Consider the following 15,729-nt stretch of genomic DNA (forward strand, 5'->3'; position numbering starts at 1 on the left):
TTACGCTCCCTTTTCGCTTCGCTCAGCGATAATACCCGCGCTTTGCTCTTGTAAAATAAGCAGTAAGTTCTTTGAGCGTGTATTAAGTAAGGTGTATAAGAACACGGTAGGAATAGCCACAACCAGACCTAGAACCGTTGTTACAAGTGCTTGCGAAATACCACCAGCCATCAATTTAGGGTCACCAGTACCAAACAGGGTAATTGCTTGGAAGGTATTGATCATACCGGTCACTGTACCCAGTAGACCTAGCAGCGGCGCGACTACCGAGATAATTTTGATAAGCGTTAAGTTACGAGTAATTTTTGGCATTTCACGCAAGATTGCTTCGCTTAACTTAAGTTCAAGGGTGTCATAAGCGACATCAGGGTATTGATCTTTAACTTTCATCACACGACCCAATGGGTTGTCATCACGCGGTACTGCGTCTTTAAGCTGACGACGGATTTTGCCACCCATCAACATCAGTGAAATAAAGCGCTCAATTGCGATAAGTAATGCCAGTAAGCCAACACCTAAAATCACGTAACCAACTGCACCACCTTGATGAACTTGCTCTGTTGTATCAGGAGCTTGAACTAATAAACCAAGAATTGAACCACCCGTTGGGTCAAGTGCAAATTGCACCGTACCTGAACTTGCCTGTTGTAAATCACTGGCTGTTGACGTGTAACGGCCAACCGGCTGACGAGTCAGTTCACTGATTGTGTTTGTCGTGGTGTTGTACTCAAGGTATTTACCTTGTGAAATTAGGTTAAACGCACCAACGCGAACTACTTCCTGCTTAGCTTTGTTACCGCCTTCAACAATAACATCGGTAGTAAAGCGTGATACTTTGCCTTGCTCAGTCATTTCACGTTGTAATTCAAACCACACTTTCTCGATGTCTTCAATTGACGCAAGTTGTGATGTTGAACCCATTTTTTGCGCCAAATCATCCATAAATGCGCCGCGCCCAGGTAACTGTGCAGATACCACTGAGGTAGCAAATTTATTACTAGAGTCGCCTGCTACTTGTTGCAGCACACCAAACAACTCTTTTAATGAGCCCATGCGCTTAGATAATGTATCAGTCAGGTTAGCCAGTTTGATCTCGTTTTCTTCAAATTGAGTCTCAAGACGTTCAGATTCACCCAGCATTTGATTACGTTTAGCTTGCGTGTCTTTTAAAGTCTGTACTTGCTCATTTTGACGCGCAGCAAATTCTTGCTCACGTTGTTTGTTTTGTGCAGATTGCGCTGATTTGCCTTGCTCAAGGGTTTTTAATAGTGAGTCTAAATCCATTGCATCTGCGGCAACGCTATTACCAACAAAGCCCAGTGTGGCGCTTAATAAAGCGATTTTGGTCATTTTTGTGAAAAGTTTCATTTTAACCTCTTATTCCGCAGCGTGTACTGGCAGTGTTAACATATCTGGGGCAAGTTGCTTACGTGCAATACGTAAACCTTTACTAATTTGGCTGATTGTTGAGTCATCAAGGGCAACAAACTGTTTGCTAGTTGCATCCCATGTGCCTGCTTTTTTACCATCACGAGTAAGGTAAATTAGCTCTAAACGACCAATGCGTAAAAAGTCTACTTCACGCTCTTTACCATCAACGTCTAATAACGCGGTATACGCTTCGATAGTGCGGCCATAATCAACTTCAACTTGATAGGCTTCTAATACACGGCGGAATTTTTCACTGGAATTAATGTCAGCACGATTCATCATGTCTTTTAAAGAGGCGATACGCTTTTCACGCTCGTCAGTTAAAAATGGCACATCAAGCGCAACGAATTGTTCAAGGCCTGTGATCATGCGTAGCATTAAAGGTGTAATTTGACGTTCAATAATAGAAACCTGATCCATTGATTGGTTAATAGCTTCCATTTCACTTATTTGATTACTAAGCTGTTTGCTCAGTTGCGCGTTATATACAGTTAAACCATCAATTTCTTTATTGAGAGTTTTAAACTGCTGTAAACGCCCTTGCATTGAATCTGCAATCTTGTCTATTTTTGTTTGTGATTGCGCAGCTGATTGATTAATTTCACTGCTTTTATCGATAACCTTATTTAGATCATTTGCTTGTACAGTCGCACTCATGGCTACAATACTAGCTAATATCAATGGTTTAACGCCTTTCATCGCATACACCTTTACTCGTTAAATTAGCGGATTTGCTAGTTGCTTAATATCAATGAACGAGATTCTATAGATGAAAAATGACAAAGGTGTTGCGCTAAAAAGTCTGTTTTATGACAAAGGCAATAAATAACACCAATTGCAAAGCATAAGGCAGTGTTAGCTAGGTAAGTTGGCAGAGCTGAAAGTACTATCTGATAAGGTGATCAGGGGGATTTTTACAAGGCAAGTACACTACGAATGCGAGCTATAACCTGATCCGCATCAGTATAATTAACAGCAATAGCATAATACTGCTGGTTATGTAGCAACACTAATGAGGGAAAGCCTTGCACCGGGAGCTGTTGCACATACATCAGCTCTTGTTGAAATAACTGTTCAAGTTGTGCACTTTGCAACAAGCTTAAAAATGCGCTGCTGTCTATATCCAGTTGCTGCGCAAAACGTACCAGCGTACTTATATCGGAAGGATTTTGTGCCTGCAAGTAATAGCCCTTTTGAATGGCTTCAAACATTGCTTGTTCTTTATTATATTGTCGCGCGGCGATCACCGCCCTACAAGCAGGGTATGTGCTGCGACGAGGCTGGCAATGAGTCCAAAAATCAAAATTAAAATCAGCCCCTGTTTCAGCGGCAATACGCCGCCAAGTTTGCTGTAAAAAGAGTTGCATATCTTCCGGCATTAGCTGATCTGAATCAGCGGCAAGCCCACCAACTTTATAAATGATCTCAAGCTCATCAGCAAACGCCGCTTGAATTTTTTGCCAACATGCTTTAAAGCCCCAACACCAGCTACACATCGGATCATAAACATAGATAAGCTGAGTGTTATTATTCATTTATTCACCTATTAGTCATTACTCAAAACAGCGTATACTAGCCCTTTCATTAGGCGTAATATAAGTATTTGATGGCCAAAATCATGGCCATAGTTATCATTTATACTTTAAAGCGTAATACCATTTTCTCAAGCTCATCAAATTGCTGTTTTAAGCGCGTACATTCTGCCAAGGTATTGTTTAAGTTTAGCTGACCTTGTTGTGATAACTCACTAATTGTATGAATATCGTTATCTAATGATTGAATAACCTCATTCTGCTCTGTCGTTGCATTGGCAACACCATGATTTACGTCATCAATGGCTTTAATTGCCGTTGTTACTGCCGCCATTTTATCGCCAGCGACATGTGCTTGTTTTACGCTATTGTCGCTTTCTACTAAACTGTCTTTCATCACCTTAACAGCACTGGCAGAGCCCTGTTGTAATTGACTGACTGTGTTTTCAATCTCTTGTGTTGATTGTTGAGTACGATGAGCCAGTTGCCTTACTTCATCTGCAACGACGGCAAACCCGCGCCCAGCTTCTCCCGCACGTGCAGCTTCAATTGCCGCATTTAGTGCAAGTAAATTAGTTTGTTCACTCACTCCTTTGATCACCTCAAGTACCTGACCAATACTTGCCGAGTGCTCAGCTACATGACTAATAATATCCTGTGCTTGGCGCATATTTTTAGACAGCACACCGATGGCATTGATATTATCGTTTAACGAGCCTTGGCTTTGCTCCGACTGCGTGTTTGCATCGGTTGCAAGCGCAGATGCATGGCTCGCGCTGCTGGAAATTTCCACTGCACTGGATGACAATTGATTTATGGCGGTAGCAACGCTGTCTGTACGTTTAGTTTGATCGCTGTACATACTTAATGTTGATTGAGTTTGCTCAACTAAACTTTCCACTGAACGCTCTAGTTCCACAGTAGTGGTTTTAACCTGGTCGATAGAGGTGTGAATTTTATCTATAAACGCATTAAAATAGCGTGATAGCTCACCAAATTCGTCATCATTTTCAATGTCTAAACGACGAGTTAAGTCCCCTTCACCTTGCGCAATGTCTTTAATTGCGTCGTTTAAACGATGCATAGGACGCATTAAGTAACGTAGTGAATATTGCATCATGAAAATAGTCGCAACAATCCCCAGCAGCATGTAAATTGCTGCCATGTTTCGAAATGAAGCAACCGATGAAAACGCAATATCCTTGTTGATCACTACACCTAAGTACCAATCAACATTCTCAATACCTTTAATACGCGTGAATGAGACTAAATGGTCATCGTTGTTAAATTCAAGCTCAACGAACTCAGGATTTAATGGCAAACTTTTACCAAACAAACTCGCCATGTTCTTATCATTAAAATCTGTATTAGGGTGACTTAAGATACGGTCATTACTGTCGAGTAAAAATCCATAACCAAACCCTAAAAAATCAATCTCATTGACTATTTTAGTGATTGTTTCCATATCAATATCAGCCCCCGCAACACCACTAAAGCTACCGTTATTTAAAATCGGCGCGACCGCAGAGATGGTTAATTCATTGGTGGTTACATCAATGTAAGGGGTGGTAAAAGCTGTGGTGGTTTTGTTTTCAACTAATTTATACCAAGGCCGGGTTGTTGCATCGTAATCAGCAGGTAGCACCACAGTTTGGTCATTAAGTACAAATGTTCCATCAGGCTTGCCTATGTAGGTATTTTTAAACTCGCCCGCCATTTCTGCCGTGTTTAGCTGGCTGAGCGTTAAAACCTTAGTATCATTTTGTTGATGGGTTTTCGCCACCGACTTCACTATGGCGAGTTTATTGTTGAGCCAATTAGCAATATTTTGAGAAACTGATTGCGAACTTTCTTGTAATACCAAAGACAGTTGCTGCTGTGTTTGTGTGCGCATTGAAATAAAGTTATTGACTGTAAATAACCCGAGCACCAACACAAGTACAACTGACGCAGCAATAGTTACCTTAGTGGTAAATTTAAGCGAGCTTTGCATGACATACCTATTTTTTTATTATTGTTAGCAAGTTACTTTTAGCAAAAATAAGGCTCTTTGTCTTATTTATTCGGTAATAGTCGCTATATTACGGACAAAAACACGACAAAAGCATGATAAATCCTGCAAAACTGAATAATATACACGCGACTGATCAGTGCAGGTTAATCTGCAAAATGTGTCTTTATGATCATCAAAAACAAAAATCAATTTAAAACCTTATCGCACAAAACTGTGACAAACTGGATCGTTCCATCAGGTTTATAATATCGCGCTATTGAATACGTATTCAGAAGCAAATAGCTAAATTACTGTATTTATGAAAAATCAGGAAATAACTTTAAACTCTGGGGAATTGTTGGCGGGAAGTGAAACAGCAAAACGCATTAACAGTATCGTAAATGCGTTTTGCAATAGAACTGACAGTCAATTAATTTACTATTTGTTGCCACTTATTAGTAAGCTTGACAACATTCAGCCCATACCACGCGATAAAAATATAACACAATGCTGGCACGATAAAGCTGATTTGAATATTTACAACATCCGCAACCACGCCTTGAACTAACGGTATTAATGCTCCACCCACTATAGCTAAACACAACCAACCAGAGCCTTTACTCGTCAATGATCCTAATCCTTGGATTGCCACTGAGAAGATCGTAGGGAATAATATTGAATTAAATAAACCAATAGATAGCACCGCATACAATGCAATATTACCTTGGGTGAAAATAGTCACTAGCAGTAAAACAATGACCGCAATCGCGTTAAATGCAATGGCTTTTGAAGGGGCTATTTTTTGCAACAAGGCTGAACCGATAAACCGCCCTACCATTGCGCCGCCCCAATAATAAGCAATTAAAGCAGCGGCTGCATGCTCTTCTAAACCGGCGATATGGGCTTCTCCAAAAAAGTTAACTAAAAAACTACCTATGGCCACTTCGCCACCTACATAACAAAAAATTCCCACAACCCCCATCACTAAATGTGGTGCTTGGGTTAATGAGTGCCCTTTTGCTTTACAATCAAGTTCTTCTTTATGTGATTTAATTTCCGGTAATTTTAAAAAGGCGAAAACCACTGCAATGGTTAATAACGCAGCGGCTAAAATTAAATACGGAACCTTCACGGAATCAGCTGTGGCTGCGGTGGCTGTAAGCGAGCCCGCTGCGCCAAAAAATAAAATCCCCCCAACGTATGGACCAACTGTTGTGCCTAATGAATTAAGCGCTTGAGCTAGATTTAAACGTGAGGACGCTGTTTTTTCAGGACCAAGGGCGGCAACATAGGGATTAGCAGAGACTTGTAAAACGGTAATACCACCAGCAAGTACAAATAAAGCAGTTAAAAACAACCAATATTCATGCACAACAACCGCAGGGTAAAACAACATACAACCGATAGAAGCAACGATAAGACCGCTCAGTACCCCATTTTTATAACCAAATTTATTCACTAATATGCCAGCAGGAAGTGACACTATAAAGTAAGCCCCAAAGAAGCAAAACTGTACTAGCATCGCCTCTGTATAACTTAACTCAAATACCCCTTTTAAGCGTGGGATCAGCACATCATTTAAAACGGTAATAAATCCCCATAGGAAAAACAGGGTCGTCATTGCAGTTAAAGGTAACAGGTAATTTTTATTTTGCTGCGACTGTTCGGTGACAAAGCTTTTATTTATATTTATTTCACTCACGTGATTTTCACTCCATTAACAAGTTGCAATTGATTTTACACAGTCTAAAAAGAAGATCACATATTATTACTTGGATCGTTCCACGAATATAATTACATACTAAAGCGCTGAATAAGTATTTACACCCGTGATAATTCACTATTAGTTTGCTTTCACGACAATGAATTTAGATTAATTAGTTCTCTTTTCTGCAAGCTGCAAAATGGTTGCTATAATTTAATTCGCCAATTGTGTTTTGAGATAGGAACTCGTATGAAGCAAAAATTACTTGCCCCGCTGTTTGCAATAGTATGTGTGTTTAGCAGTTATAGTTATGCAGATCAGTGGCAGTATAAAATTGAACCTTATTTGATGTTGACGAGTATTGATGGCGATTCAAGTATTGGTACAGTAGACGCACCCTTGGCAGTAGATTTTGACACCATTTTAAATAATCTCGATAGCGCCTTTATGCTACGATTTGAAGCGTTTCACCAATCTAATTGGGGAGTCATGGCTGACTGGGCGTATATGGATTTAAGTAAGTCGCACCAACAAGCCAAACTCGGTGTATTCAATGCGCGGGTTAGGCAAGGTGTGCTTGAAGTGGCTCTCGCTCATAAACAATCAAGTCCAAGTGTTGGGCAGTGGATAAATTACGTAGGCCTTCGTCACTGGGACAACACGTATCAATTTAACCTTGACCCAAATAATTTTCCGCAAACCTCGTTAGTTGATAGAGATGAAGACTGGGTTGATATTATTCTTGGTTTTAAAATTGATAAACCCATCAATAATAACTGGCTATTCAGCTCATCCGGGGATGTGGGTGGTTTTGGGCTTGCTGCTAAACTAACCGGTAGTTTAAAGGTAGGTGTTAGTTACCATATAAGCGATGAATGGGATGTATCCCTGTTATACAAAGGTACTTACGTGGACTATGACACTGGGGATGAAGGAGATAGCAGTTACTTTAGCTACAAAACAATCACCCATGGGCCGATCATCAGTGCCAGTTATCAATTTTAACGGTCAGTAAAAAAGTGTCATCGTGACACTTTTTGCCATTTCATTTTATTATTTGTATCACGGCTTTGAATGATAGTTTTATCAGAACTTTCGACACCGCCAAGTTTTGCAAGGCGGTCATAGAGCACCACATTACACGTTGCAGCTAAATTCATACAGCCAATAGTTGGAATATATACAACTTCATCACACCAGTTCAGGACATCTTTACTGATCGAGCCATCTTCTGGGCCAAAAATATAAAATGCATTTTCAGGATGAACAAACTCAGGTAATGGCGTAGCCCCTTCAATTAATTCAATCACCACTACGGTCGCACCTTCAGGCTTAGCTAATGCTAGGTCGGTCACACTCGTTAAAGGAATACGTTGTACTACATTTTTAGTATCAGTATGAAATTTTTGCGCGTTTAAATACCGCGTACCGGTGAAGAACACTTGCTCAGCGCCATAACATCCAGCGGCACGCAGTACGGCTCCAACATTGCTTGGGCTTTTCGGATTGATCAAACCAATTTTTGCTGTCATTAATCGCAATCCTTCATCGGCCATTGCGCAACATATAAGTCAAAGTCATCAAAATCGACATCACAATCTTTTACCGTTTTACCTTGCACTGAAATATCAAGCTGATGCATTTTTTCTTTACTACCATTATTAAGTAGCGGATGCCATGAGGCAAGCCCACGCCCTTCATGTAAGCGTCGATAACTACAACTTGGCGGCATAAAGAAAATACTTGCTAAGTTCTCTTTGGTTAATTTGACACAACTTGGCACCAGGGTTTGACGATTTTCATAATCACTACAGCCACAGCTTTGTTCGTCTAAATACTGACAAGCAATACTGGTAAAAAGCAGCTCTTCACCTTCGCGCAGTTGCTCTGTTACAGTAAATTCATCATCGTATTCACTGTCAATTAATGTATTTAAACAACATTTACCGCAGCCATCACAAATGGCTTCCCATTCATTTTGTGACATTTGCTCGAGTGATTTTTTAAGCCAAAATTGGTTTTCTAACATAGTTAAACTCAGCGCCCCATTGAGCGCGCATTTTAACGTAATCAACAACGGCGCGCAAAGCCCAATAGCATTACACGCCGTTTTAACTGCTTATTGCTGTTTTTCAACCCAACGTTTGATCTTTGCTTCTAGAATTGGCATTGGCAGTGCGCCATCAATCAATATTTGTGTATGAAACTCTTTAATATCGAATTTATCGCCCAACACTTGTTTGCAGTAATCGCGCAGTTCTTGAATCTTAAATTGCCCTAACTTGTATGACAGTGCTTGTCCAGGCCACGCTATGTAACGTTCAACTTCTGCGGTAACATCACTCAAAGCCATTGAGGAATTAGCAAGCATATAGTCAATCCCTTGCTGACGAGTCCAACCTTTGGCATGAAAACCGGTATCAAGTACCAAACGCATAGCGCGTAATTGCTCATCAGATAAACGGCCATACCACATATACGGATCGGTAAATAAGCCCAACTCTTTACCTAAACTTTCGGCATACAAAGCCCAGCCTTCGGCAAATACAGTGTAACCACCAAATTTACGAAACTCAGGTAATGATTCGACTTCTTGCTGCAAGGCAATTTGAAAATGATGCCCAGGCGCTGCTTCATGAATAGAGAGTGTTTCGAGTAAAAATTTTGGCTGCGCTTTTAAATTGAAGGTATTGATATAAAAAATACCAGGTCGAGAGCCATCTGGCGCAGGTGATTGATACGACGCTCCAGCGGCTGATTCAGCTCGAAAATCTTCCACCGCCTTCACAATATAATCAGCTTTTGGCACTATGTTAAACAATTTAGGCACACGTGCGTCAATCTTTAACTTTACGGCTTCATAGGCCGCAATTAATTGCTCTGGCGTATCAAAATAAAACTCATCAGAATCACGTAAATGAGTGAAAAATTCGCTTAAATCACCTTTAAAGCCTACCGTTTCCTTTACTGTTTTCATCTCATTAAGGATACGCGATACTTCCTTTAGACCAATTTCATGAATTTCATCTGCAGATAAACTCAAGGTGGTGTTTTGCTTTATTTGGTATTCATACCATGCCTTACCATTAGGTAAAGCACTGTAGCCGACTGTTTCACGACTATTAGGAATATAAGTCGTGGCTAAAAACTCACTCATATTTGCATATGCAGGCACTAGTTGTTCCATGATAAGCGCACTGTACTGCTTAGTGAGTTGTTGTTTTTGTTCAGCACTAAAATTAGCAGGCAGCTGCTTTATCGGGCTATAAAAAAGTGATTGTTCTGCACTGGTAACTATGTGCGCTTGAAACTGTGGTAATAATTTTTCTGCAAGTGGTTTTGGTAATACAATCCCCTGCTCTATACCTTGACGCATTGCCTCTTGCACTGATGATAACCAAGTTACAAAACCTTGGGCACGACTGATGAAGTTTTCATAGTCTTGAAAAGTTTCAAATGGTTGCGCGCTTTGTGCTGAGCCAAAGCCAGCAAACGTATTGTGCGCTCCCGCCATCTGATTGATAGGGAGTAAATAACTTGGAAATTGAAAGCCTTCAATCGTCAGCGCTAAATCCCGTTCGAGTATTTCGTAACTCAATAACGCTTGTCCCGTTAATTGCTGCTTATTTATACTAGCTAAACGTTGTTGATAATCTTTATAAAAAGCCTGTTGTGTGGCTCTGTTTTGTTCACTGATCGGTGCTATAAATTGATTGTTATATTGACTATAACCAATATACGTGGCGAACAACGGGGAAAATTGTAGTGACTCAACAAAATACTGCTCTACCAATGTATTTAGTTGTTGGTTTGCGCTTTGTGTCGCTTGCGTAGTTGCTGCTGATTGCCTAAGTTCATTGTTATTAGTTGTATTAAAACATCCAGCTAATGCGCTGAGTACACCAGCAACAAGCAAGGTTACCTTAAATTTATTCATAATTTTCCCTGAGTGTAAGTATTGGCAACGATTATGCGATGTTCCTGCCGCTAAATAAAGAAAATGCGATAGTCAGCGCGTTTTGTTTACAGCCGAAAAACAGCTTGCTACATTGCCATATTAAATAATCAACAAATAGAAAAACAATGAATAAATTATCATTAGCTACTGCTATCAGCTTAGCATTTGTCAGTGCTTTTAACGCCCATGCAACCACATACATTAGTGCCAAAGCCATGCTTGATGTGAATAATGGCAAGATAATTAATGCTCCACTGATTCAAATCGATGACGGTATTATTACTAAAATAACGAAAGGTAAAGCACCGCAGCTGCAAACTGGTGATCAGCATATTGAACTACCCGAGCTTACGCTTGTGCCGGGCTTAATGGATATGCATGTGCATTTAACCAGCGATCCGACCGTACCGCGCAGCGAGCGCATTGGTCAATCCGTGCCACGCAAAGCAATCAAAGCGGCCTATTTTGCCGAAAAAACGTTAATGGCTGGATTTACCACATTACGTAACGTGGGTGCTGAAGGTTACAGTGTTATTGCAGTACGCGATGGTATTAATGCTGGTGATATTATTGGCCCGCGTATTTGGGCAGCAGGTCCATCGCTTGGTGTAACAGGTGGCCATTGCGATAATAACCGCCTCCCCCCTGAAATGAAATATACCGCTGAAGGTGTTGCCAATGGCCCATGGGCGGTGCGCGAAAAAGTGCGTGAGAACATCAAATACGGTGCCAGTGTCATTAAATTTTGTGCCACAGGTGGCGTTTTTTCAAAAGGCACAAAAGTAGGTATTCAACAATACAGTCAAGATGAAATGAATGCGATTGTTGATGAAGCCCATATGCGCGGCTTAACCGTTGCGGCTCATGCACACGGCACCAGTGGGATTAAAGCAGCGATTGTCGCAGGTGTAGACAGTGTTGAGCATGTTAGTTTTGTTGATGATGAAGCAATCAAGCTTGCCAAAGAAAAAGGCACTTGGTTTTCAATGGATATTTATAACACGGAATATACCTTAACCTATGGCGAGCAAAATGGCGTTGCTGAAGAAAACCTCGCAAAAGAGCGCCAAGTTTCTAAAAAGCAACGTGATAGCTTTAGCCGCGCAGTAAAAGCGGGCGTAAATATGGTGTTTGGTACCGATGCCGCCATTTACCCCCATGGTGATAATGCAAAACAGTTTGCTCGGATGGTTGAATTTGGCATGACGCCACTACAGGCAATTCAAGCAGCAACGATCAATGGCGCTAAGCTGCTAAAAGTTGAAAACCAACTAGGGCAAATTAAAACAGGTTTTGCCGCAGATATCATTGCCGTCAAAGGCAACCCATTACAAGATATTTCTCTTTTAGAGAATGTTGAATTCGTAATGAAAGCAGGAACAAAGTATAAATAATTATTCGCAGGGGGCTTAGCCCCCTCACTCATTTTAAGTAGTGACAACACGCCAATGTAAACCAACAGAAAACAAAAGGTAACAAGCTTGCATAAATTGAAATAATTTGCCCGTTCTAGGTAATTAACACTTGAAATACAAATACAACACATTATCATTGCGAAAAACAATTCAATGATAACATTTTATGACAACCCATAAACTTTCACTACTTACCCTCGCCTGCTTAACGTCTTACAGCTCTTTAGCTGCAGAGCAAGCTGACATGGAACATATCTCGGTTTACCAAAAACAAAACCATGTTGTACTAAATTCAGGTTTAGCCACTAAGTCTGATATGTCGTTAATGGAAACACCGGCACCAATCGTGGTGGTTGACCAAGAACTGATAAATTCACAAGGTGTAGATAACTTACAAGATTTAGCCCGTAACATTAGTGGCGTAACGCAAGCCGGAAATAACTATGGTATTGGTGATAACTTAGTGATCCGTGGCCTTGGTGCAAATTATACTTATGATGGTATGTACGGTGGTGCAGGTTTAGGCAACACCTTTAACCCAACTCGCTCACTAACCAATGTGGAAGCCGTAGAAGTACTTAAAGGGCCTGCAACCGGTTTATATGGCATGGGCAGCGCCGGTGGTGTTATAAACCTAATTGAAAAGAAACCTGAGTTTGAAGCTAAGCACACAGTTCAAGCTGAAGTCGGCCAATGGAACACTTACTCGCTATCGTTTGATAGTACTGACGCGATCACAGATAACCTTGCATACAGAGTGAATGCAAAAACCGCACGCAGTGACGGTTACCGTGATTTAAAAGATGACCGTGATGAAATCTACGGCGCATTAAAATATGTAGTTAGTGATCGCCAAAATATTATGATCTCAGCCGCTTATATCAAAGATGCAATTGCAGTTGATTCCATTGGCCACCCTATCCGTATTTATAATGCAGAATCTGTAGGTGGCAAAACAGCAGATCAAGTAACGGGGGCTGATTTAATCAATGATCCGACCTCAGCGGGGCTGCAATTATCTGCAGAGCAACGTGAACAACTGGCTAATTCACTTGCAGCGTCTGATGGCTTAACCCCGTATAAATTTGGTCATCGCGGTATTATCTCACCGATGGCAAAAGATAATGAAGGTGAAGAGCTACGCTTTAAACTCACTCATAATTATTACTTAACCGATGATTTATTTTTAAATCAACAACTGCAATACCGTAATTATGAGTCAAGTTTTGCCCGTCAAACCGGTGCATATAACTATGTTTATTGGCAACGCAATGGTGTGATCAATGCAGATCCTCGTGCACCTTTGGTGGTTGATGATGTACTTTATCCATTTGCAGCACGGCGCCAAGAATATCGCCAAGTAGAGGCCGATGAAAAGTCATGGCAATACTTTGCAGATCTACGTTATGACTTTAGCCTAGGTGACATAGAAAACGAATTCTTAGTCAATGCAAACTACGAAGACCGTGATATCCGTTTTACGCAATACTCTATTTGGGATAAAGACTATATTCTCAAAGATAAAAATGGCGATGTAACTTATCAAGGCTCTTTACCTTATATTTTAGATATCCGTAACCCTAATTGGGGTGATGGACAGTTCACTGATTACGATCCGCTAAAAACCAGTAACTACAATAAGAAAGTGCAGGCATGGGGCTTAGGGCTGCAACATGTTGCTTATATCAATGACACCTTCACAACTCGTATTGGTGTTGCTTATAACGAAATTACTCAAAAATATGAACATTTAGGTGTTGATGCCCGTTACCGCGCCAGTGCTGCTGCAGCAACGCCAGAAGCAAGTACCTCAGATAACGGCTTAACCTATAACTTAGGTGCGACCTACAAACCAAGCGATGATGTTTCTATTTTCATTAATCATTCAAAAGGCCGCACCGCGTATAGCGTTTTAGGCTCTGTTGCAGGCAATGAGGCCGACCGTGATGACGCTGAGTCACTTAGTACTGACTTAGGGATTAGAATGAAAGGCTTTGACGATCAACTACTCGCCTCGTTAGTGGTATTTGATACCGCAAGAACTAACTTAGAATATGCCAACCCAGCGTTTGATGACACGAAACCCGATCCAGCAATCCCTGAACGCTTTTTTGATGGTGAAGAAAAAACGAAGGGTGTTGAGCTTGATTTAAATGCCTATTTAAATGAGCAGTGGAAGGTCAATATCAATGGTGTTTATCAAGATGCACGTGAGCAGAAAAATCCAAATGTGAGCACATTTGCTGCACGTCAAAAAGGTGTGCCTTATGTAACAGCAAGCACATGGTTAACATACAGTGCTCAGTGGTTTGAACTAGCCCAGCCACTAAAAATAAGTGCCGGTGTTAAATACGTGGATGATCGCAGTACAAACTCATCATCATTCGGCATTCCTGATGGTTATGTACCAAGCTATACCATTTATGATGCAGCACTGAGTTACAACACCGATAAATGGGGTATACAGCTCAACTTAAACAACCTGTTTAATAAAGTGTATTATTCAAAAGCCATGTTTTTGGGTGGTATGCCAGGCGAAGAACGCAATGCAAAATTAACCTTAAGTTATAAGCTTTAAAGTAATGAAATAAAGCGCACAAAATGCTTGTGCGCTTTTTTACGTTTACATAGTGACGACTATACGGCCATTGATCTCACCTTTGAGCATATCGTCAAAAATGTTATTAATATCCTCTAAGTGCTTTTCTTCAATTATTGCTTTAACCTTACCTTGGGCTGCAAACTCTAAGCATTCTTGTAAGTCTTTACGAGTGCCAACAATAGAACCCACGACTGACACGCCATTTAGCACAGTATCAAAAATAGGCAACGGCATATCCTCTGGGGGTAAACCCACTAATACACACTTGCCACCACGGCGAACACTTTTATATGCTTGCTCAAATCCCGCTTTAGACACCGCAGTACACACCACGGCATGGGCGCCACCTACTTGCTCAAAAATAGCTTCACTAGGCACGCATTCTTTAAAGTCCAGTGTGATATCAGCACCTAACTCTGTTGCTAGAGCTAGTTTCTCTTTGCCGGTATCAACCGCAATAACATTTAAGCCCATGGCTTTTGCATATTGCACTGCTAAGTGACCAAGACCACCTACGCCAACAATGGCAACCCACTGCCCCGGTTTAGCGCCTGATACTTTTAAAGCCTTATAAGTTGTAACACCAGCACAAAATAACGGCGCGGCCTCTGCAAAACCTAAACCATCAGGAATTTTAACCACATAATCACCATGCGCTAAGCAATACTCTGCATAACCACCATCAACTGAATAACCGGTATTATGCTGTGAAAGACATAAGGTTTCTTTGCCATCTAAACAAAATTCACAATGACCACACGCACTATATAGCCACGGGATACCAACACGATCTCCAACTTGTAAATGAGTGATATGGCTACCCAGTTGTTCGATTACTCCTACGCCCTCATGGCCCGGCACTAAGGGCATTTTAGGCTTTACTGGCCAATCACCATGACAGGCATGTAAATCCGTGTGGCACACACCACATGCGGCAATTTTTACCAGCACATCATTCGCCCCTACAGTTGGGATGGGTAAATCTGTAATTTCTAAACGGCCTTTGTATTGAGTATTAATTGCAGCTTTCATATTCATTCCTTCGTTGGTGAGGGAGTCTTATCATTAAGAATCGGGGGTATTCACTGTTGTT

General features: G+C 41.0%; 12 protein-coding genes. 3 read left to right on the forward strand and 9 right to left on the reverse strand.

The genetic code is table 11. From position 1 onward, the window contains the following. From A7968_RS02070 to A7968_RS02090, 5 genes are all read right to left on the reverse strand, one after another. Entirely contained in the window at positions 1-1,368 is a 1,368-nt protein-coding gene (locus tag A7968_RS02070) for a MotA/TolQ/ExbB proton channel family protein (protein ID WP_064664910.1), read from the reverse strand. 9 nt (positions 1,369-1,377) lie between these two features. Next, positions 1,378-2,130, reverse strand: coding sequence for a DUF3450 domain-containing protein (locus A7968_RS02075; protein WP_064664911.1), 753 nt, complete (start codon positions 2,128-2,130; stop codon positions 1,378-1,380). A 215-nt stretch (positions 2,131-2,345) separates the two neighbouring features. Then, positions 2,346-2,966: a DsbA family protein gene (locus tag A7968_RS02080; protein WP_064664912.1), complete on the reverse strand. Its 621-nt coding sequence runs from the start codon at positions 2,964-2,966 to the stop codon at positions 2,346-2,348. Positions 2,967-3,066: 100 nt separating this feature from the next. Next, on the reverse strand, positions 3,067-4,956 hold the full coding sequence (locus tag A7968_RS02085) for a methyl-accepting chemotaxis protein (RefSeq protein WP_064664913.1): 1,890 nt from the start codon (positions 4,954-4,956) through the stop codon (positions 3,067-3,069). Positions 4,957-5,386: 430 nt separating this feature from the next. Continuing rightward, positions 5,387-6,658 carry a sugar MFS transporter gene (locus A7968_RS02090; protein WP_064664914.1) on the reverse strand — a complete coding sequence of 424 codons (1,272 nt, stop codon included), beginning with the start codon at positions 6,656-6,658 and terminating at the stop codon, positions 5,387-5,389. Between the two features lie 252 nt (positions 6,659-6,910). Here A7968_RS02090 and A7968_RS02095 point away from each other — a divergent pair, with 252 nt between their 5' ends. Then, a complete protein-coding gene (locus A7968_RS02095) occupies positions 6,911-7,666 on the forward strand; it encodes a hypothetical protein (RefSeq protein WP_064664915.1) in 756 nt (251 codons plus the stop codon). 17 nt (positions 7,667-7,683) lie between these two features. Here A7968_RS02095 and A7968_RS02100 read toward each other — a convergent pair whose 3' ends face one another. From A7968_RS02100 to A7968_RS02110, 3 genes are all read right to left on the reverse strand, one after another. Next, the gene (locus A7968_RS02100) at positions 7,684-8,193 is read right to left on the reverse strand and encodes an RNA methyltransferase (RefSeq protein WP_064664916.1); all 510 of its coding nucleotides are present in this window, start codon (positions 8,191-8,193) and stop codon (positions 7,684-7,686) included. Continuing rightward, positions 8,193-8,690, reverse strand: coding sequence for a YcgN family cysteine cluster protein (locus A7968_RS02105; RefSeq protein ID WP_064664917.1), 498 nt, complete (start codon positions 8,688-8,690; stop codon positions 8,193-8,195). The genes A7968_RS02100 and A7968_RS02105 overlap by 1 nt, the downstream gene beginning before the upstream one ends. Positions 8,691-8,780: 90 nt before the next feature. After that, positions 8,781-10,598 (reverse strand): DUF885 domain-containing protein, encoded by a 1,818-nt coding sequence (locus tag A7968_RS02110; RefSeq protein WP_064664918.1) that lies wholly within the window; start codon positions 10,596-10,598, stop codon positions 8,781-8,783. A gap of 146 nt (positions 10,599-10,744) precedes the next feature. Here A7968_RS02110 and A7968_RS02115 point away from each other — a divergent pair, with 146 nt between their 5' ends. Then, the gene (locus tag A7968_RS02115) at positions 10,745-12,013 is read left to right on the forward strand and encodes a Xaa-Pro dipeptidase (protein WP_064664919.1); all 1,269 of its coding nucleotides are present in this window, start codon (positions 10,745-10,747) and stop codon (positions 12,011-12,013) included. Between the two features lie 187 nt (positions 12,014-12,200). After that, a complete protein-coding gene (locus A7968_RS02120; protein WP_064664920.1) occupies positions 12,201-14,612 on the forward strand; it encodes a TonB-dependent receptor in 2,412 nt (803 codons plus the stop codon). A 45-nt stretch (positions 14,613-14,657) separates the two neighbouring features. Here A7968_RS02120 and adhP read toward each other — a convergent pair whose 3' ends face one another. Next, positions 14,658-15,668, reverse strand: coding sequence for an alcohol dehydrogenase AdhP (gene adhP, locus A7968_RS02125; protein WP_064664921.1), 1,011 nt, complete (start codon positions 15,666-15,668; stop codon positions 14,658-14,660). Positions 15,669-15,729 lie beyond the last annotated feature (61 nt).

Origin of the sequence: Pseudoalteromonas prydzensis (genome assembly GCF_001661495.1) — a bacterium.
GTDB lineage: Bacteria > Pseudomonadota > Gammaproteobacteria > Enterobacterales > Alteromonadaceae > Pseudoalteromonas > Pseudoalteromonas prydzensis.

Excerpts from the sequence above, each read along its gene's own strand:
- A7968_RS02070 (WP_064664910.1), bottom strand. The coding sequence starts at position 1,368 with ATGAAACTTTTCACAAAAATGACCAAAATCGCTTTATTAAGCGCCACA.
- A7968_RS02075 (WP_064664911.1), bottom strand. The coding sequence starts at position 2,130 with ATGAAAGGCGTTAAACCATTGATATTAGCTAGTATTGTAGCCATGAGT.
- A7968_RS02080 (WP_064664912.1), bottom strand. The coding sequence starts at position 2,966 with ATGAATAATAACACTCAGCTTATCTATGTTTATGATCCGATGTGTAGC.
- A7968_RS02085 (WP_064664913.1), bottom strand. The coding sequence starts at position 4,956 with ATGCAAAGCTCGCTTAAATTTACCACTAAGGTAACTATTGCTGCGTCA.
- A7968_RS02095 (WP_064664915.1), top strand. The coding sequence starts at position 6,911 with ATGAAGCAAAAATTACTTGCCCCGCTGTTTGCAATAGTATGTGTGTTT.
- A7968_RS02100 (WP_064664916.1), bottom strand. The coding sequence starts at position 8,193 with ATGACAGCAAAAATTGGTTTGATCAATCCGAAAAGCCCAAGCAATGTT.
- A7968_RS02105 (WP_064664917.1), bottom strand. The coding sequence starts at position 8,690 with ATGTTAGAAAACCAATTTTGGCTTAAAAAATCACTCGAGCAAATGTCA.
- A7968_RS02110 (WP_064664918.1), bottom strand. The coding sequence starts at position 10,598 with ATGAATAAATTTAAGGTAACCTTGCTTGTTGCTGGTGTACTCAGCGCA.
- A7968_RS02115 (WP_064664919.1), top strand. The coding sequence starts at position 10,745 with ATGAATAAATTATCATTAGCTACTGCTATCAGCTTAGCATTTGTCAGT.
- A7968_RS02120 (WP_064664920.1), top strand. The coding sequence starts at position 12,201 with ATGACAACCCATAAACTTTCACTACTTACCCTCGCCTGCTTAACGTCT.
- adhP (WP_064664921.1), bottom strand. The coding sequence starts at position 15,668 with ATGAAAGCTGCAATTAATACTCAATACAAAGGCCGTTTAGAAATTACA.